Origin of the sequence: Merdimonas faecis (genome assembly GCF_001754075.1) — a bacterium.
Taxonomy (GTDB): Bacteria; Bacillota; Clostridia; order Lachnospirales; family Lachnospiraceae; genus Merdimonas; species Merdimonas faecis.
In genome coordinates this window covers 93,003-108,239 of record NZ_MIEH01000018.1, presented here as the reverse complement: position 1 = coordinate 108,239, position 15,237 = coordinate 93,003, and the positions used below count along the sequence as shown (strand labels likewise).

Genomic DNA, 15,237 nt, shown 5'->3' with positions numbered 1-15,237 from the left:
GCTTTAAAGTATTAAAGTTTTGTTCCAAAAAAAATATACCACAGGTGTATGCCCTGTGTCAACTGATTTTCTCCTAAAAGAGGGACATCGGGAAATACGAAGATAAAAGGGAAGAGACAGTCCGGCAGAGGATTCAGAACTAAAAAATCCTAATTCTCTGGGATTGTCTCTTTCTGTTTTTTATTCCTTCATTTTTTCGACTCTTTCCTGGACAGTTCTGTTGAAATTCTCTACACGTCTATCGTAGGTTCCGGACATATATTCAGAATGGAGCATGAAATCTGCCGTTGCCAGATTATTGGCTACCGGAATGTCATAGACTACTGCAATCCGGAGAAGAGCTTTTACATCCGGGTCATGAGGCTGCGCCTCCAACGGATCCCACAGAAAAACCATGAAATCAATCTGGCCTTCCACGATCTTTGCCCCGATCTGCTGGTCGCCTCCTAAGGGGCCGCTGTTGTAACCTTTTACAGGCAGTCCGGTCTTCTCTGAAATCAGCCTGGCAGTCGTACCAGTTCCGCAGAGGAAATGGCTTTTCAGGATCTCCTTGTTACGGTCACACCAGTCAACCATTTCTTTCTTTTTTCCGTCGTGTGCTACCAATGCAATATGTTTAGCCTTTTCCATCCGAAATGTTACAAATCTGTCTTCCATTTCCATCGCTCCCTTCTCTTCTTTGATCTTCTGGCAGTTTTATTCGTGTTTTTCTACTACTTCACCCTGCTTTTTATAGATGCTGTGCGCCGGCACAAATCCACGCACACTGGACAGCGGGTAGATATTGCTCTGCTTTCCGACTACGCTTCCCGGGTTTAATACAGTGCCGCAGCCCACTTCTACTTCATCTCCCAGCATTGCCCCGAACTTCTTCATGCCGGTCTCAATTCCTCCTTCAGGAGTCTTTACCACCACAAGCTTCTTATCAGATTTCACGTTGGAGGTGATGGAACCGGCGCCCATATGTGCTTTGTATCCCAGGATGGAATCCCCCACGTAATTATAATGGGGCACCTGTACTTTATTGAATAATACTACATTTTTAAGCTCCGTAGAATTTCCTACCACAGCGCCCTCTCCCACGATGGCATTGCCCCGGATAAAGGCACAGTGGCGTACCTCGGCTTCTTTTCCGATAATAGCCGGTCCATGGATATAAGCGGAAGGAAATACCTTTGCAGATTTAGCGATCCACACGTCCTCTCCCACTTTTTCATATTCATCCTCCGGAAGGTGCTTCCCAAGCTCCAGGATAAAATCATGGATCTTCGGCAGGACCTCCCATGGATATACCACTCCCTGAAACAGATCCTTCGCAATGGTCTCTTCCAATGTATACAATGCTTCAATGGTTAATGCTTTCATGATTTCTTCGCACTCCTTTTACTTATTTTTCCTTCTCGTCCCGTTTTCTTATAAAATGCTGCCGCCTTGTCATAACAGGCACGAAGCTGCCCTTCATTATGAAGGCCTTTTACACCTTCTGTCCGGCTTATGATAAACTGATCCAGCTTCTTCATATATTCCTCTGAAGTGATCTCTCCATCCGCCACATAAGTAAGGCCCTTCTCCCAGCTGGCCGTCAGCTCCGGATTTAACAAAGACCGTATAGAATGATCCACCACATCATAGATCATTTCCCCCTGCAAAGTAGGTGTTACAATCTGTGTTTTCTTATTTAATGCCAGATACTTATTATGAAACAGCTTTTTCAGGATCTCTCCCCTGGTAGCACTGGTTCCGATCCCGCTTCCCTTAATCTGGGAGCGGAGCTCCTCATCTTCAATGAGCTGCCCGGCATTCTCCATGGCAAGAATCAGGGATCCGGAGCTGTAACGCTTCGGCGGGGAGGTTTTCCCTTCTTTAATGTCCAGTGACTGTACCGCAAGGGTGCTGCCCTTCCTTAATGATTGTATCGCGGCCCAAAATGTATCGTCAACACTTTTTTCATTTTCCTCTGAGGAATCATTCTTTGCCGGCGTTCCCGACACCTTCAGATATCCTTCCTCCGTCAGCACCTTAAAGCTGGAAAAAAAGGACTCTTCTCCGATCTTTACGGTAAGCGCCACCTTCTGATAAACAGCCGGCGGATAGAAAATGGCAAGGAACCGATGCACGATCACGTCATACACCTGCGCGGAGAGCCCCGGAAGGCTCTTTAGTGATCCCATTCCCTGCCCGGTCGGAACGATGGCATAGTGATCCGTGATCTGCTTGTCATTCACATACCGGGTCTTTTCCAGCCCCTTATAGGATCCCATGGCCAGGATGTCCTGAAGGAAAGGAACCGCCGCCTCATACTTCATAAGACCGTTTAAATTCTTATGGATCTCTTTTGCCACCGCACTGGACAATACCCTGGCATCGGTCCTCGGGTAGGTGACCAGCTTTTTCTCATACAGCTCCTGTACGATCCTTAAGGTTTCATCTGGACTGATCTTAAACCTTCTGGAGCACTCATTCTGCAGCTCTGCCAGATTAAATAACAGCGGTGCATATTTCTTCTCCTTCTTCTTCTCAACAGACGCCACCTTCCCGATATAAGGATCTGTTTCTTTCAGATATCGGATCAGCTCTTCGGCCTTCTCCTTTTCTTTGAATCCATTATCCTTATACAGATCGAAGGACTCGAACCAGCGGGAGCCCTTGACCGCCCGCCATTCTCCTTCGAAAGCGGCTCCATCCTCCCCGAAAAGCCCCGTCACCCGGTAAAAGGGTGTCTGTACAAATTCCCTGATCTGCCGTTCTCTACGCACTACCATTCCCAGCACACAGGTCATGACCCGGCCGACAGAGATCACGGAGTATCTCGTTTTCAGATAGTTTGCGATCCCGTTTCCATACTTTAAGGTAAGAAGCCTGGAAAAATTGATTCCCATCAGATAATCCTCCTTGGCTCTGAGATAAGCAGACGCCGACAGATTATCGTATTCCTTTAAGTCCTTTGCCTCCCGGATACCCCTTAAGATTTCTTCCTCTGTCTGGGAATCGATCCAGACCCTTTTTCTTACTTTTCCCTCTACTTTTGCCTCCTGCTCCACCAGCCGGTATATATACTCTCCTTCCCGTCCCGAGTCGGTGCAGACATAAATGGTATCCACATCCGGCCGGTTCAGGATTCCCGCCACGATCCGGAATTGCTTCGCCGTTCCCGGTATCACCTCATATTTAAATGTATCCGGTATAAAAGGCAAAGTCCCGAGGCTCCACCTTTTCAGATTCGGATCGTAGCTTTCCGGATAGCTCATCGTCACCAGGTGCCCCACACACCAGGTAACGATCGCGTCTTCCCCTTCCAGATATCCGTCCTGTCTTCTGGTCTTTAACTTTAATGCCTTTGCAAATTCCTGCGCCACACTGGGCTTTTCGGCAATGTAGACTGCTTTCCCCATATAAAACCAAAAACTCCTTTATCCTCGAAAAAGGGTTGCCAGGCGCTTAAAGAAGGAAGTGCCTTCTTCCGGACTTTCCTTCTTTGCCTGCAGTGCTTCCTCCATAAATGTAGCCTGGGAGTCCACCATCGTCTGGGCCGCCCTTTTCTTTCTATAGGTGCCGTCACTTTGCAGCACCCTTGCTTTTACATTATCACTGAGCATTACTCTCATATAATGGTTGATCTGATTTTTAATATCCTTATCCAGGATCGGGCATGCTACCTCCACCCGCTTTTCTGTATTCCGGGTCATCATATCCGCTGATCCGATGTATATTTTCTGCTCTACTCCCGTCCCGAAGCAGAAAATCCTTGGATGCTCCAGGTATCTTCCCACGATACTCATGACACGGATATTCTCTGTATATCCGGGAACTCCCGGCAGGATACAGCAGATTCCCCGGACGATCAGATCAACCTTTACCCCCGCCCGGGAAGCCTGGGAGATCTTGTCAATAAAGTCCACATCCGTCAGGGAATTCATCTTCATGACGATCCTGCCGTTTTCTCCTTTTTCAATCTCCTCATCGATCAGACGGAGAACATTCTGCTTTAAGCTGGTAGGCGATACGATCAGATGCTCATAGGTGCCGCTTAAGTTTCCGATAGACATATTCTTAAAAAATTCCGCGGCATCGCGCCCGATCGCCTGGTCTGCCGTCATCAGGGACAGATCTGTATACATGCCCGCCGTTTTTTCATTATAATTGCCCGTACCGATCTGCGTGATATACTGGATATCATTCCGGTTCCGGTATGTGATCAGGCAGATCTTGGAATGAACTTTATAGCCCTCCATTCCATAGATTACCCGGCATCCTGCCTCCTCCATCCGCTCTGACCAGTCAATATTATTCTGCTCGTCAAATCTTGCCCGAAGCTCGATCAGGACAGTGACTTCCTTTCCATTCTCAGCAGCGGCGCACAGATATTCCACCAGTCTCGCCTTCTTCGCCAGCCGGTAGATGGTGATCTTGATCGTCATTACATTCGGATCTGTAGAGGCTTCCTTGATCAATCTGAGGAACGGATTCATGCTCTCATACGGATAGAACAGCAGAATATCCTTCTTCCGGATCTGCTTCATCATACTGCTCTCCTGTACGTGGGCAGACGCCTGCGGCACAAAAGGCGGATAGATCAGCGACCTTTTCATGGAATCCGGAAGATCACCGCTTATGGAGAACACATAAGAAAGCTTCATGGGCATCTTAGTGCGGAAAATCTGCTCTGGAGAAATCTTGAACTTCTCGCAGAAATATTTCTCCATCTCCGGCTTCAGCTTTTCCGCTGTCTCCAGGCGCACTACAGCCATCCGGCGCCGCTTATGGAGCGTCTGTTTCATCAGAAACCGAAAATCTTCTGTTACATCCAGCGATTCATCATCCGGTGCGATATCTGCATTTCTCGTCACACAGATATAATTTCCTTCAGACACCTCATACTGGTCAAAGACCAGATTCAGATACTCCAGGATCACCTTTTCCATACGGATATAACGGATATCATGCCCAGGCAGATAAAGCACCTCTGAGATAAACTGCGGCACCGGGACAATGCCTAATGTATGCACTGCCTTTGATCCTTTCTCCTTATGCGTCAGATTTGCCGTTACATAGATTTCTTTGTTCAGAAGATGAGGGAACGGATGGTTTGCATCCACGATCTGTGGTGAGAGCACCGGCAGGATCTGCTCTTTGAAATACTTTTTCACATACTTCTTTTCCTGCTGCTCCAGCTCCTTAAAGTCCAGTCCACAGACTCCGTAGGGATGCAGCTGCTTTTTGATCTCCGCATAGGTCTTATCCCTCTCCTTATAAAGGGGCGCCACCGCGGCAAATATCTGTTCCAGCTGTTCTTTCGGCGTCATGCCGGACCGGCTGTCCCTGGCATTTGCATCCGTATGAGCCATGTCAAACAGGCTTCCTACCCGGATCATAAAAAACTCATCCAGATTGCTGGTAAAGATTGCTACAAATTTCATCCGCTCCAGCAGCGGCACACTCTCATCCTGTGCTTCTTCAAGGACTCTCTGGTTAAACTTCAGCCAGGAAAGTTCCCGGTTCTGTGTATAGTTTAGTCTCTCATTTCCCATATGCTTCCCTCCAGGCAGGTTTTCTACTGCTCATCTGCCGTCAAATACGTGAGTAAAAGGGCTGTGAAAACGCAGCCCTTTTATGTTCCTTCTTATTTTGCTTTAATATAGCCCTTTGCAGCCAGTGCTTCCGCACACAGCACCGCTCCGCCGGCTGCCCCGCGGACCGTATTGTGTGAAAGGCCAATGAATTTATAGTCATAAATACTGTCTTCTCTGAGACGTCCGATGGAAATGCCCATTCCATTCTCATAGTCCACATCCAGGCTTACCTGCGGACGGTCAGCCTCTTCCATATAGCGGATGAACTGTTTCGGAGCACTGGGAAGCCCGGCCTCCTGCGGAAATCCCTGATAACTTTCCATCTTTTCGATCAGCTGCTCCTTCGTCGGTTCCCCTGCAAACCGGATGAAGACTGCTGCCGTATGCCCATTCAGCACCGGTACGCGCACGCACTGGCAGGTAATCTTCGGCGTCTCGGCTTTCACGATCTGTCCGCCCTCTACTCTGCCGAGGATTCTAAGAGGCTCCTGCTCACTCTTTTCTTCTTCGCCGCCGATATAAGGGATGATATTCTCCACCATCTCCGGCCAGTCCTTAAAGGTCTTCCCTGCGCCGGAGATTGCCTGATAAGTAGTTACCACCACCTCTGTCGGTTCAAATTCCTTCCATGCAGCCAGGCACGGTGCATAACTCTGGATCGAGCAGTTCGGTTTCACCGCGATAAATCCACGTGTGGTCCCCAGTCTCTTCTTCTGATCCTCGATCACATCAAAATGATCGATGTTGATCTCCGGGATCACCATCGGCACGTCCGGCGTCCAGCGGTGTGCGCTGTTATTAGACATTACCGGAGTCTCTGTTTTTGCATAGGCTTCCTCGATGGCTCGGATCTCATCCTTTGTCATATCTACGGCACTGAATACAAAGTCTACCGTAGATGCCACCTCTTCTACTTCATTGACATTATGTACGATCAGTTTCTTAACGGCTTCCGGCATCGGCGTCGTCATTTTCCAGCGTCCGCCCACCGCTTCTTCATAAGTTTTGCCTGCGGAACGGGGACTTGCCGCCACCGTCACCACTTCGAACCAGGGATGATCTTCCAGCAGGGAAATAAAACGCTGTCCTACCATTCCCGTCGCTCCCAGGATTCCTACTTTCAATTTCTGTTCCATAAAATCTCTCCTCCCTTAGTATTGTTCCATGTATTTATGATACAGCTCTAATGTCTTAAGCATAGCGTCCCTTCCGGGAGCGCCCGTAGTCACCCGCTTGTTGACGCAGGTTCCAAGGCTGATAGCCTCATAGATGTCTTCCTGAAATGCCGGTGAAATTTTCTGATATTCCTCCAGAGGAAGCTCATCCAGCGCAATGCCCTTTTCGATACAAAGAAGCACCAGTCTTCCCACAATACCATGGGCATCCCGGAAGGCTACTCCGTGATTTACCAGATAATCCGCCGCATCCGTAGCATTGGTAAATCCGTGCTTCGCACTGTTCTCCATCCGGTCTTTTTTAAACCGCATGGTCTTTAGCATACCGGTAAAAAGAGCCAGACAATGCTGCACTGTATCTATCGCGTCAAAGGCCCATTCCTTATCCTCCTGCATATCCTTATTATATGCCAGAGGAATTCCTTTCATAGATACCAGAAGCGCCTGCAGCGCACCATAGACACGTCCCGTCTTTCCCCTTACCAGCTCCGCAATATCCGGGTTTTTCTTCTGAGGCATAATACTGCTTCCGGTGCTGTAGGCGTCATCAATTTCTACAAACTGGTACTCATTGGAATTCCAGATGATCACCTCTTCAGAAAAGCGGCTCAAATGCATCATGGTAATGGAAAGCGCCGACAAAAGCTCCAAAAGGTAGTCCCTGTCAGAAACACCATCCATGCTGTTGAGTGTCGGGCCCTCAAAGCCCAGAAGTTCAGCGGTATACTGCCGGTCCAGAGGATAAGTAGTGCCGGCCAGGGCCCCTGATCCTAACGGACAGGTGTTCATCCGTTTCAGAATATCTCCCAGCCTCTCATGATCTCTCCGGAACATTTCAAAATACGCTCCCATGTGATGGGCCAGGGTGATGGGCTGAGCCTTCTGCAAATGAGTAAATCCCGGCATATAGGTGTCCACATGCTCCTCCATGATGGAAAGCAGTGCCTCAAGCATTTCCTTCAGAAGCGCGTCAAGCTGCTTCGTCTCCTTTCTGACATAAAGCTTCATATCCAGCGCCACCTGGTCGTTGCGGCTCCTTCCTGTATGCAGCTTTTTCCCGGGTTCTCCGATCCTGTCTGTCAGTGTTGCCTCCACAAAGCTGTGGATATCCTCATACTGCTCTGAAATCTCAAGTCTGCCCGCCTTTACATCCTCAAGGATGCCGTTCAGTCCTGCGACGATCTCTTCTTTTTCCTTCTCCGTCAGGATTCCCTGACGGGCAAGCATCTTCACATGTGCAAGGCTTCCCTCGATATCCTCTTCGTACATCCGCCTGTCAAACGTGATGGATGCGTTAAAGTCATAAACTAACTGATCTGTTTCTTTGGTAAAACGTCCGCCCCATAATTGTGCCATAAAAGATGTTCTCCCTTTCTTTTTGTTCTCTTCTATCCGTTTTTGCCGCCGCGGACTGAAAATTCACAGCCGCAGTAGTCCTGCCGGTACAAGCCGTACTCCTTTGACAATTCGATAGAGCGCTTATAACCGTTCTTTTTCTTAAAATCCGAAATAAGATAATTTACCCCGTATTCCTCCTGCAGTCTTAGACCAATCTCATTTAACCGCGCCGCATTTTTCATCGGACTTATCGAAAGTGTGGTGGTAAAATAGTCAAACCCGCCGCTTTTTGCAATCCAGGCCGACTCCCGAAGCCTTAATTCATAGCATTTCAGACACCGTTCTCCGCCTTCTTTCACATGCTCCAGCCCCTTTGCCATCTCATAGAAACGGTCCTTATCGTAACTTCCGGCAATAAAGGAAACCGGATATTTTACCCGCATCTGTCCGATCAGGGTCTGCTGCTCTAAGATTCTTTTGGTATATTCACTTTCAGGAAAAATATTGGGATTATAATAAAAAACCGTGATATTAAAATACTGGCCCAGATACTCCAATACATAACTGCTGCACGGAGCACAGCAGCTGTGGAGCAGAAGACTCGGTACCCGCTCTTCCTTCTCAAGCTGTGCCAGCAGCTTATCCAGCTCTTTTTGATAGTTCATCCAAACCATTCTCCTTCGGATGTAATTCGCTTTTGTTTCCTGCCGCAGGGTGCGACATTACTATTGAATTATACCCGTTTCCACAGGTTCTGACAAGTACAATCCGGCACGAATTCCTGTTATTTGCATAAAATGGTATATAGTCAATCCGGGGAGGTTCTCATGGAACAAGTATTAGAGCTGAAACATATCCACTACTCTTATCATACACTGGACGGGGAAACACCGGCCCTTCAGGACATTTCCTTTGCCGTGGAAAAGGGAGAATTTATCGCCGTCGTCGGCCCCTCCGGCTGCGGGAAAACCACGCTTTTGTCACTGATCTCCGGGCTTCTTATCCCGGAAAAAGGACTGATCAAGATCAACGGGAAATACCTGAATGAAAGCACCACCAACGTCGGCTACATGCTGCAGCACGACGAGCTCTTTGAGTGGCGCACCATCTACCACAATGTAGTGCTGGGCCTGGAGATCCAGCACATGATGACGGCAAAGACCAGGCAGAGGGCCCATGAACTTTTGGATTTTTACGGCCTGAAGCAGTTCAAGAACTCAAGGCCCTCGGAACTGTCCGGCGGCATGCGCCAGCGGGCTGCCCTCATCCGCACGCTGGTCCTGGAACCAGACCTTCTTCTGCTGGATGAACCCTTCTCCGCTCTGGACTATCAGACGCGTCTGAACGTAGGAGATGACATCGGCCAGATCTTAAGACGCGAGAAAAAGTCCGCCGTACTTGTGACTCACGACCTGTCAGAAGCCATCTCATTAGCCGACCGGGTCATCATCCTGTCGAAGCGTCCTGCGTCTATCCTGCAGACCATACCTCTGGTATTCGACCTTGATGAGGACACTCCTTTAAACCGGAGAAATGCTCCGGAATTCAAAACCTATTTTCAATTAATCTGGAAGGAGCTGAATGCAAATGAATAATCTATCTGCCGGACAAATGCAATATCTCCGTCAGCATAAAAAACACCAGCGTATCGTCTGCATTTCCAGAATCCTGATCCTTTTAAGCTTCCTGTTCATCTGGGAATTTACCGCAAACGTGGGTATCATCGACTCATTCATCTTCAGCAGCCCATCAAAGATCGCCCTCTGCTTCTGGGGAATGGTCAAAGACGGCAGCATCTTCCTCCACATGGGCGTCACCTTATATGAAACGCTGGCCAGCTTTTTTCTGGTGACTTTTGTCAGTATCCTGGCGTCGGTCGCCCTATGGTTCAGCAGCAAGCTTTCCGAAATCCTGGACCCATACCTGGTGGTCTTAAACAGCCTGCCGAAATCCGCCCTGGCTCCGCTTCTGATCGTGTGGCTTGGCGCCACGAAGACGACCATCATCGTGGCCGGCATGTCTGTGGCTATTTTCGGCAGCATCCTGAACCTGTATACCAGCTTTACCACCGTAGATCCCGGAAAGATCAAGCTGGTCTATACCCTGGGCGGAAACCGCTTCCATGCCCTTTCAAAAGTCGTCCTGCCAAGCTCCATCCCAGCTATCATCAGCAATATGAAGGTCAACATCGGCCTCTGCCTGGTGGGCGTGATCATCGGAGAGTTCCTGGCGGCCAGAAACGGCCTTGGGTATCTGATCATTTACTCCAGCCAGGTCTTCAAGATGGATTGGCTTCTGATGTCCATCGTGCTTTTATGCATCATGGCAATGGTGCTGTATGCGGTGATTGAGTTAATAGAAAAATTATGCGGGAAAAGATTTTGATATGCCAACAATGGATTACAGGCAAAACGACACTCGCCTTAAGCACAGCGTGCAGTGCTGTGCTTAAGGCGAACAAAAAAAGTAAGCTACTTACATTTACTTAAAATCGCCTCAATTTGCAATTTAATTTGTTCATATTCGTGGTTTGCCCGATATCTTACCTCATAGCTATTATCCCATATATAAAACTCACTCAATCCTCCTCTCGGTGGAAACATACTTTTATATTGCCCCGTCACCTCACTAACTAATTCTTCATATCCTATTGTGTCATTGGCCAATTCCATTTCAAGGTATTGAACTATATTCTTTATGGTTCTCTTTCCATAATTGATATCATTGTTAGGATTTGAAACAATAATATCGTACATTTCTTTAAATAATTTTATAAGATTTATAATAAGCTCTCTTTCATTGCTTTTCATAGCTGGTCTCCTACTTATTTTAGCGGCGCACTGGATATAGCCTTAGCAAATCGATAATTTAATACCCCTTTTTTATATAACGGATTTTCTGTCTATATTAATGACATCCACATTTTTTTCTTCTAATAGTTCTTCAAATTGTTCACATCCATATTTTTTTACATAACCTACTTCTTTTTGAGAAACTAAAAATCCCATATATACTTTGCACTTACCCTCGATTATCGAAAAATTTTCCGGAAGGACATAGGATTCTGTAAAATATACCGCTGCCTTATTATGTTGTTTTGAAAATCCCTCAAAATTATTGTCAATACCATCTATCAAAACACCTCTGCCAAAATTCATTTTATTTGACACCACATAAAAAATTGCGTTCATAAAGATCTCAGCGCATTGATTATAATCGCTATCCGTTGCCATAATCACTTCACAACAATTATTTATACTTTCTGAATATTTAGATAATCCTATAGTTGCAAACAATAAGCAATTTTCTATTGCCTTGTCAAAACCTAAAAGTTGAATTTGATGTTCATTGTCACTATATGATTCTGCACCAATGAATTCTCCTAAATATTTTTGGTAATGATCCAAAATCATTTCACCCATATTATTCATTTTGAAAAGTCTCCTTTTATTCCTTCAAATTGATGTCCTTGATTACACTTTGGACATTGTACTCTTGCGCTTTCATATTATTAACACGTTCATTCCTCGGAGCTTCTCTCACGGCTTTAGCATTTGTAGATTGAAGATATTCGCTTTGAGTCAAAGAATCTATAAAAGTGCAATAGTTACCATCATTTTCTCTCTGCTGCTAATGCTTCATTGTTCATATCAGTTTCAATCTGTTTAGCAGTCTCCTCATAAGAAGCTAATGAATTAAGTAAAAACTCAACTGACGTAACACTATCATGTTCATATATTACACTTGAAACTCCTTTACTTTCTAAATCATGCCGCAAATTAAGAATCTTTGTTATTCCAACCGCATCTATATAATCACAACTTATAAGATAATCATTACTCAAAACAATTCTTTTCACCTCTGATATCGAAATATCTCTATACCTTCTTACTATCTTTGCAATAGAAGCAGTGAACGCACACTCTGAAAGTTTAATTCCTATAATTCCCATAAAAACCCCTTTCCGATCAATAGTTAAAACTTTTGGTTGCCCACTGAGTTTCAGTAGATATAATTCTATACGTTGGTTCACACATAGAAATTATGTCTACAACATCCTGTTCAGTAACAATACAGTAATGAGTAAGATCAGTTTCTGAATAAAAACCGCATGATTCTATTAACATCCATTTTATTAATAAGGAATTCTCAACCTTATAAACAGGATTTTTTCTAAAGTAAAGCTTATCGTTATACTTTTCTTGTGCAATCGACCATGACATCATTCTCGTTCCCTGTTCCGAATACATATAAGTAAGTATTCTTCATCTGCATATAAAAATCATTTTTATTCATAAATTCTCCTCTTACTCATATCGGACAGTGTCGTTTGCTAATTTGCATTTTGTATCCTTTCTTTTGTCACTATTTTCTTTGGATCAACATTTTCTGCTATATAAGATTCCATCTTTTCAAAGCCCGTCATAAGCGTTTCCACAGAGACATGTCTGGACTTTGTATATATGGTTACTTTGACCAGTGTTCCTAAATTAGTATTTCTATTAACCCTGCGTACTACTTTTGTTATTTCATTGACATGAAAGCTATATCCTTTTCCAATTCCCCGTCTTACTGTTATAGTATCCTGACACACAATGATCCTGAACCGATACCCGCATAATGCACCAACGAGAAACGGACTGAATAATACAGCAGATACAATAGTACCTACCATACTGCCGTCATCTATCAGACAAACCAGTCCAGGAATTAAAACACAAATCAAAAATCCTGTAAGCGCTAATTTATAAATCCATTTTGGTGCGAAAACTTTGAATGTTCTTTTCATATTTATGATCCATTTAATACTATACTACGCTGGTCTCGGTTAACGAAATACCCGTAGCATTTTCCCTTTCAATCAAATTTTTAAATTTTAACGCAAAAATACAGTAACTACATTACACACCGCTGGTCAGCTGAGCGATTACAGCGATATGTTCTTTCGTTTTCACTTTTTGCAGATGCTCCACATCCTCTTTTCCTCCAAGCGCAAGAAGAGGGACATAACCGAAACATTCATCATCTGCAAGTTTCCCATATTTCTCAACAGCCTGAGCATAATCTTCCAGTGTAAAAAATCTTCTAAGGAAGCCTTTATCGCCAAGCAATTTAAAAAATAGATCAAATCGGCCAATCATAAGTTCAAAATCATTATAACGATATCTGACGATTCTTGTATATTTGCCTTCCTCCCATGTAATAACATCCCCAAACGCCGTAACCAAAATAGGAATGGAGACATCACCCCTGAAATAAGAGTCCTTTAAAATATCCATATAATCATCAGGATTTATAACCCTGAGATATCCGCCAAAAAACGACCCAAATCCATATTCCTGCCAGATATCCATCAAGACTTGCGGGATTTTCCCGCTGTATTTCCGGATGCAATTCTCGTCAACTTTACCAGAATGTACAAAATCGTTAAACATTTCAAATTTCATAGTCATCACTTCCAATTATGTCTCATCATTGTAATAGTCTTCTTTTGCAAATAAAATACTCTCCATATCGCCATCGGGAGCATAAATTCCTATTGATTTTGAAATACTAATTAATCCTTCATCATCTTGCTCAAAATCTCCAATCGCTTTTTTCGCTGTCTCAAAGTCAGTTGGAAAAATGAGTAATCCATTTACATATACTTCAGCTTCATCAAAAATTTCAATCGCTTCACATTCATTATTGTCATCATAAAATACATGACAAAATCCGAAGTCATCTGTCGTGTTGACATCATCATCAAATTTATAAAATTCTGTTGCTGATCCCAATAACCTCCTAACTTCTTCTCTATTCATTCCAAATTTAACTTCATTAACTCCAGTTGTCGGCACTGCATCGAATCTCATATTTTCCCACTCCTTTTATCAATCCATACACAAATTAGAAGATCCCCATTTTTTCCAGTTGCTCTGCGTTCTTTAAATTACTGATAATATCCGTAAATTTCTCCGCAACAAATTCCATTTCATCATAAACATTTTCCTGAAGATCCTCGTCGTAATATCCCGTAGGCGTCCTTAAACAAATCTGCCCATATGTATCCGCTCCGGAACCGCAGTTCAGCACAGCTATACAGCCACAACTATCTAGAATAGGCAGGTGATATTTCTCAATCATCTTTTCCTCACAACAATTTTTATATATTGATGGTATATTATCAGGAGTAAACCATTCTGATATTTCTAACGCATTTTCTTCATCAATAACATAATATTTTCTTACCGTTGAATCAAACTCTCCCTTTTCCAAAAAATTCAGATATTCTTGTGGGATCAGATACCCAAATTCTTGTTTTGCCCACGCCATAAAATTTTCAAATTCTCTATATTTTTTATATATTTTCTCAAGTTCTTCTCCGTTAAAATCAATGCCGTATTTATCCTTTGCAATAACTCTTAAATATTCATCGTAACACGCCTCTAAATCCTCCGGAATCCCTCCATCAATCTGCCATGCAGTTTTATCAATAATAACCATAGATGAGTTCCTCCCTCTAATCTTGTGACTTTATCATATCGTAAAATATATCCATTTTCACGTAAAGTTTATTTTTCTTTCGATAATAGCTCCTTCAGCTCTTTTATAATCATTTCTAATTCATCATCCGATACAGGGTATTTGCCTGCTTCCCTATATGCAATCGCCAATTCAAATTTTAATAATCTCCAGCTTTTTGCTCCGGCTTTACAGTTTTCTTCCAAATTACTCTGGATATTAATATCCAAAGTATTTAAAAACCAGTCCACACCATTTTTATATAGTTCAGGTTTTCTATATTGATTAACAAATTCTATGATCTGTTTGCTTTCATTCAAATCTCCCTGTTCTCTGAGAATTCTGGCTTTCAGACACCAGGCATGGTCGATATTGTCCCATAATGTATAATTTCCATCAAAACTTTCATTTTTAAATAGATCACATACCGAAACAGCTTCTCTTTTATAGTCATAAACATACAGCCATATTGCCAATTCAGTAATCAGACCTGTATCCTTCGCAGATTTCATACTGCATTTTTTCAGGATTTTCTTACAGTTGCTTTGAATCCCTTTTTTATCCACAGTATCCATAATATTTTGTATAATTTCGCTCATGATTTTATCTCCTTCTTTCCAATGCAATTCAAATGATAGAGCAAAACGGTT

General features: G+C 44.0%; 17 protein-coding genes. 2 read left to right on the top strand and 15 right to left on the bottom strand.

The features are described from left to right. Window positions 1–180: 180 nt before the first annotated feature. From BKD12_RS09225 to BKD12_RS09195, 7 genes are all read right to left on the bottom strand, one after another. Complete coding sequence (locus BKD12_RS09225) at window positions 181–657, bottom strand: methylglyoxal synthase (RefSeq protein ID WP_070089469.1); 477 nt, start codon at window positions 655–657, stop codon at window positions 181–183. Window positions 658–696: 39 nt separating this feature from the next. Continuing rightward, window positions 697–1,365, bottom strand: coding sequence for an LbetaH domain-containing protein (locus tag BKD12_RS09220; RefSeq protein WP_070089034.1), 669 nt, complete (start codon window positions 1,363–1,365; stop codon window positions 697–699). Further along, on the bottom strand, window positions 1,362–3,392 hold the full coding sequence (locus BKD12_RS09215; RefSeq protein ID WP_070089033.1) for a DNA topoisomerase: 2,031 nt from the start codon (window positions 3,390–3,392) through the stop codon (window positions 1,362–1,364). Before BKD12_RS09215 ends, BKD12_RS09220 begins: the two co-directional genes overlap by 4 nt. A gap of 18 nt (window positions 3,393–3,410) precedes the next feature. Continuing rightward, window positions 3,411–5,528, bottom strand: coding sequence for a polyphosphate kinase 1 (gene ppk1, locus BKD12_RS09210; protein WP_070089032.1), 2,118 nt, complete (start codon window positions 5,526–5,528; stop codon window positions 3,411–3,413). Between the two features lie 92 nt (window positions 5,529–5,620). Further along, the gene (gene asd, locus BKD12_RS09205; protein ID WP_070089031.1) at window positions 5,621–6,706 is read right to left on the bottom strand and encodes an aspartate-semialdehyde dehydrogenase; all 1,086 of its coding nucleotides are present in this window, start codon (window positions 6,704–6,706) and stop codon (window positions 5,621–5,623) included. Window positions 6,707–6,721: 15 nt separating this feature from the next. After that, the gene (argH, locus tag BKD12_RS09200) at window positions 6,722–8,101 is read right to left on the bottom strand and encodes an argininosuccinate lyase (RefSeq protein ID WP_070089030.1); all 1,380 of its coding nucleotides are present in this window, start codon (window positions 8,099–8,101) and stop codon (window positions 6,722–6,724) included. Between the two features lie 32 nt (window positions 8,102–8,133). Further along, window positions 8,134–8,748 (bottom strand): epoxyqueuosine reductase QueH, encoded by a 615-nt coding sequence (locus BKD12_RS09195; protein WP_070089029.1) that lies wholly within the window; start codon window positions 8,746–8,748, stop codon window positions 8,134–8,136. A gap of 162 nt (window positions 8,749–8,910) precedes the next feature. On the opposite strand from BKD12_RS09195, the gene BKD12_RS09190 reads away from it, so the two are divergent. Together BKD12_RS09190 and BKD12_RS09185 are read left to right on the top strand one after the other, a co-directional pair. Further along, window positions 8,911–9,678, top strand: a complete 768-nt coding sequence (locus BKD12_RS09190; RefSeq protein ID WP_070089028.1) for an ABC transporter ATP-binding protein — start codon at window positions 8,911–8,913, stop codon at window positions 9,676–9,678. Beyond that, the gene (locus BKD12_RS09185) at window positions 9,671–10,468 is read left to right on the top strand and encodes an ABC transporter permease (protein WP_070089027.1); all 798 of its coding nucleotides are present in this window, start codon (window positions 9,671–9,673) and stop codon (window positions 10,466–10,468) included. Before BKD12_RS09190 ends, BKD12_RS09185 begins: the two co-directional genes overlap by 8 nt. 86 nt (window positions 10,469–10,554) lie before the next feature. On the opposite strand, the gene BKD12_RS09180 is transcribed toward BKD12_RS09185, so the two are convergent. From BKD12_RS09180 to BKD12_RS09145, 8 genes are all read right to left on the bottom strand, one after another. After that, a complete protein-coding gene (locus tag BKD12_RS09180) occupies window positions 10,555–10,893 on the bottom strand; it encodes a hypothetical protein (RefSeq protein ID WP_070089026.1) in 339 nt (112 codons plus the stop codon). 72 nt (window positions 10,894–10,965) lie between these two features. Then, the gene (locus tag BKD12_RS09175) at window positions 10,966–11,514 is read right to left on the bottom strand and encodes a suppressor of fused domain protein (RefSeq protein WP_070089025.1); all 549 of its coding nucleotides are present in this window, start codon (window positions 11,512–11,514) and stop codon (window positions 10,966–10,968) included. A gap of 182 nt (window positions 11,515–11,696) precedes the next feature. After that, window positions 11,697–12,035, bottom strand: coding sequence for a hypothetical protein (locus BKD12_RS09170; RefSeq protein ID WP_070089468.1), 339 nt, complete (start codon window positions 12,033–12,035; stop codon window positions 11,697–11,699). Window positions 12,036–12,416: 381 nt separating this feature from the next. Next, window positions 12,417–12,872 (bottom strand): hypothetical protein, encoded by a 456-nt coding sequence (locus BKD12_RS09165; protein WP_070089024.1) that lies wholly within the window; start codon window positions 12,870–12,872, stop codon window positions 12,417–12,419. Between the two features lie 112 nt (window positions 12,873–12,984). Next, the gene (locus tag BKD12_RS09160) at window positions 12,985–13,530 is read right to left on the bottom strand and encodes a T6SS immunity protein Tdi1 domain-containing protein (RefSeq protein ID WP_070089023.1); all 546 of its coding nucleotides are present in this window, start codon (window positions 13,528–13,530) and stop codon (window positions 12,985–12,987) included. Between the two features lie 15 nt (window positions 13,531–13,545). Next, window positions 13,546–13,938: a hypothetical protein gene (locus tag BKD12_RS09155; RefSeq protein ID WP_070089022.1), complete on the bottom strand. Its 393-nt coding sequence runs from the start codon at window positions 13,936–13,938 to the stop codon at window positions 13,546–13,548. A gap of 34 nt (window positions 13,939–13,972) precedes the next feature. After that, window positions 13,973–14,569 carry a hypothetical protein gene (locus BKD12_RS09150; RefSeq protein ID WP_070089021.1) on the bottom strand — a complete coding sequence of 199 codons (597 nt, stop codon included), beginning with the start codon at window positions 14,567–14,569 and terminating at the stop codon, window positions 13,973–13,975. A gap of 68 nt (window positions 14,570–14,637) precedes the next feature. Then, window positions 14,638–15,186: a DUF6707 family protein gene (locus tag BKD12_RS09145; protein WP_070089020.1), complete on the bottom strand. Its 549-nt coding sequence runs from the start codon at window positions 15,184–15,186 to the stop codon at window positions 14,638–14,640. Window positions 15,187–15,237: the final 51 nt, after the last annotated feature.

Bases quoted from the DNA above. Each gene is read 5' to 3' on its own strand.
- BKD12_RS09225 (WP_070089469.1), bottom strand. From the start codon at position 657: ATGGAAGACAGATTTGTAACATTTCGGATGGAAAAGGCTAAACATATT.
- BKD12_RS09220 (WP_070089034.1), bottom strand. From the start codon at position 1,365: ATGAAAGCATTAACCATTGAAGCATTGTATACATTGGAAGAGACCATT.
- BKD12_RS09215 (WP_070089033.1), bottom strand. From the start codon at position 3,392: ATGGGGAAAGCAGTCTACATTGCCGAAAAGCCCAGTGTGGCGCAGGAA.
- ppk1 (WP_070089032.1), bottom strand. From the start codon at position 5,528: ATGGGAAATGAGAGACTAAACTATACACAGAACCGGGAACTTTCCTGG.
- asd (WP_070089031.1), bottom strand. From the start codon at position 6,706: ATGGAACAGAAATTGAAAGTAGGAATCCTGGGAGCGACGGGAATGGTA.
- argH (WP_070089030.1), bottom strand. From the start codon at position 8,101: ATGGCACAATTATGGGGCGGACGTTTTACCAAAGAAACAGATCAGTTA.
- BKD12_RS09195 (WP_070089029.1), bottom strand. From the start codon at position 8,748: ATGAACTATCAAAAAGAGCTGGATAAGCTGCTGGCACAGCTTGAGAAG.
- BKD12_RS09190 (WP_070089028.1), top strand. From the start codon at position 8,911: ATGGAACAAGTATTAGAGCTGAAACATATCCACTACTCTTATCATACA.
- BKD12_RS09185 (WP_070089027.1), top strand. From the start codon at position 9,671: ATGAATAATCTATCTGCCGGACAAATGCAATATCTCCGTCAGCATAAA.
- BKD12_RS09180 (WP_070089026.1), bottom strand. From the start codon at position 10,893: ATGAAAAGCAATGAAAGAGAGCTTATTATAAATCTTATAAAATTATTT.
- BKD12_RS09175 (WP_070089025.1), bottom strand. From the start codon at position 11,514: ATGAATAATATGGGTGAAATGATTTTGGATCATTACCAAAAATATTTA.
- BKD12_RS09170 (WP_070089468.1), bottom strand. From the start codon at position 12,035: ATGGGAATTATAGGAATTAAACTTTCAGAGTGTGCGTTCACTGCTTCT.
- BKD12_RS09165 (WP_070089024.1), bottom strand. From the start codon at position 12,872: ATGAAAAGAACATTCAAAGTTTTCGCACCAAAATGGATTTATAAATTA.
- BKD12_RS09160 (WP_070089023.1), bottom strand. From the start codon at position 13,530: ATGAAATTTGAAATGTTTAACGATTTTGTACATTCTGGTAAAGTTGAC.
- BKD12_RS09155 (WP_070089022.1), bottom strand. From the start codon at position 13,938: ATGAGATTCGATGCAGTGCCGACAACTGGAGTTAATGAAGTTAAATTT.
- BKD12_RS09150 (WP_070089021.1), bottom strand. From the start codon at position 14,569: ATGGTTATTATTGATAAAACTGCATGGCAGATTGATGGAGGGATTCCG.
- BKD12_RS09145 (WP_070089020.1), bottom strand. From the start codon at position 15,186: ATGAGCGAAATTATACAAAATATTATGGATACTGTGGATAAAAAAGGG.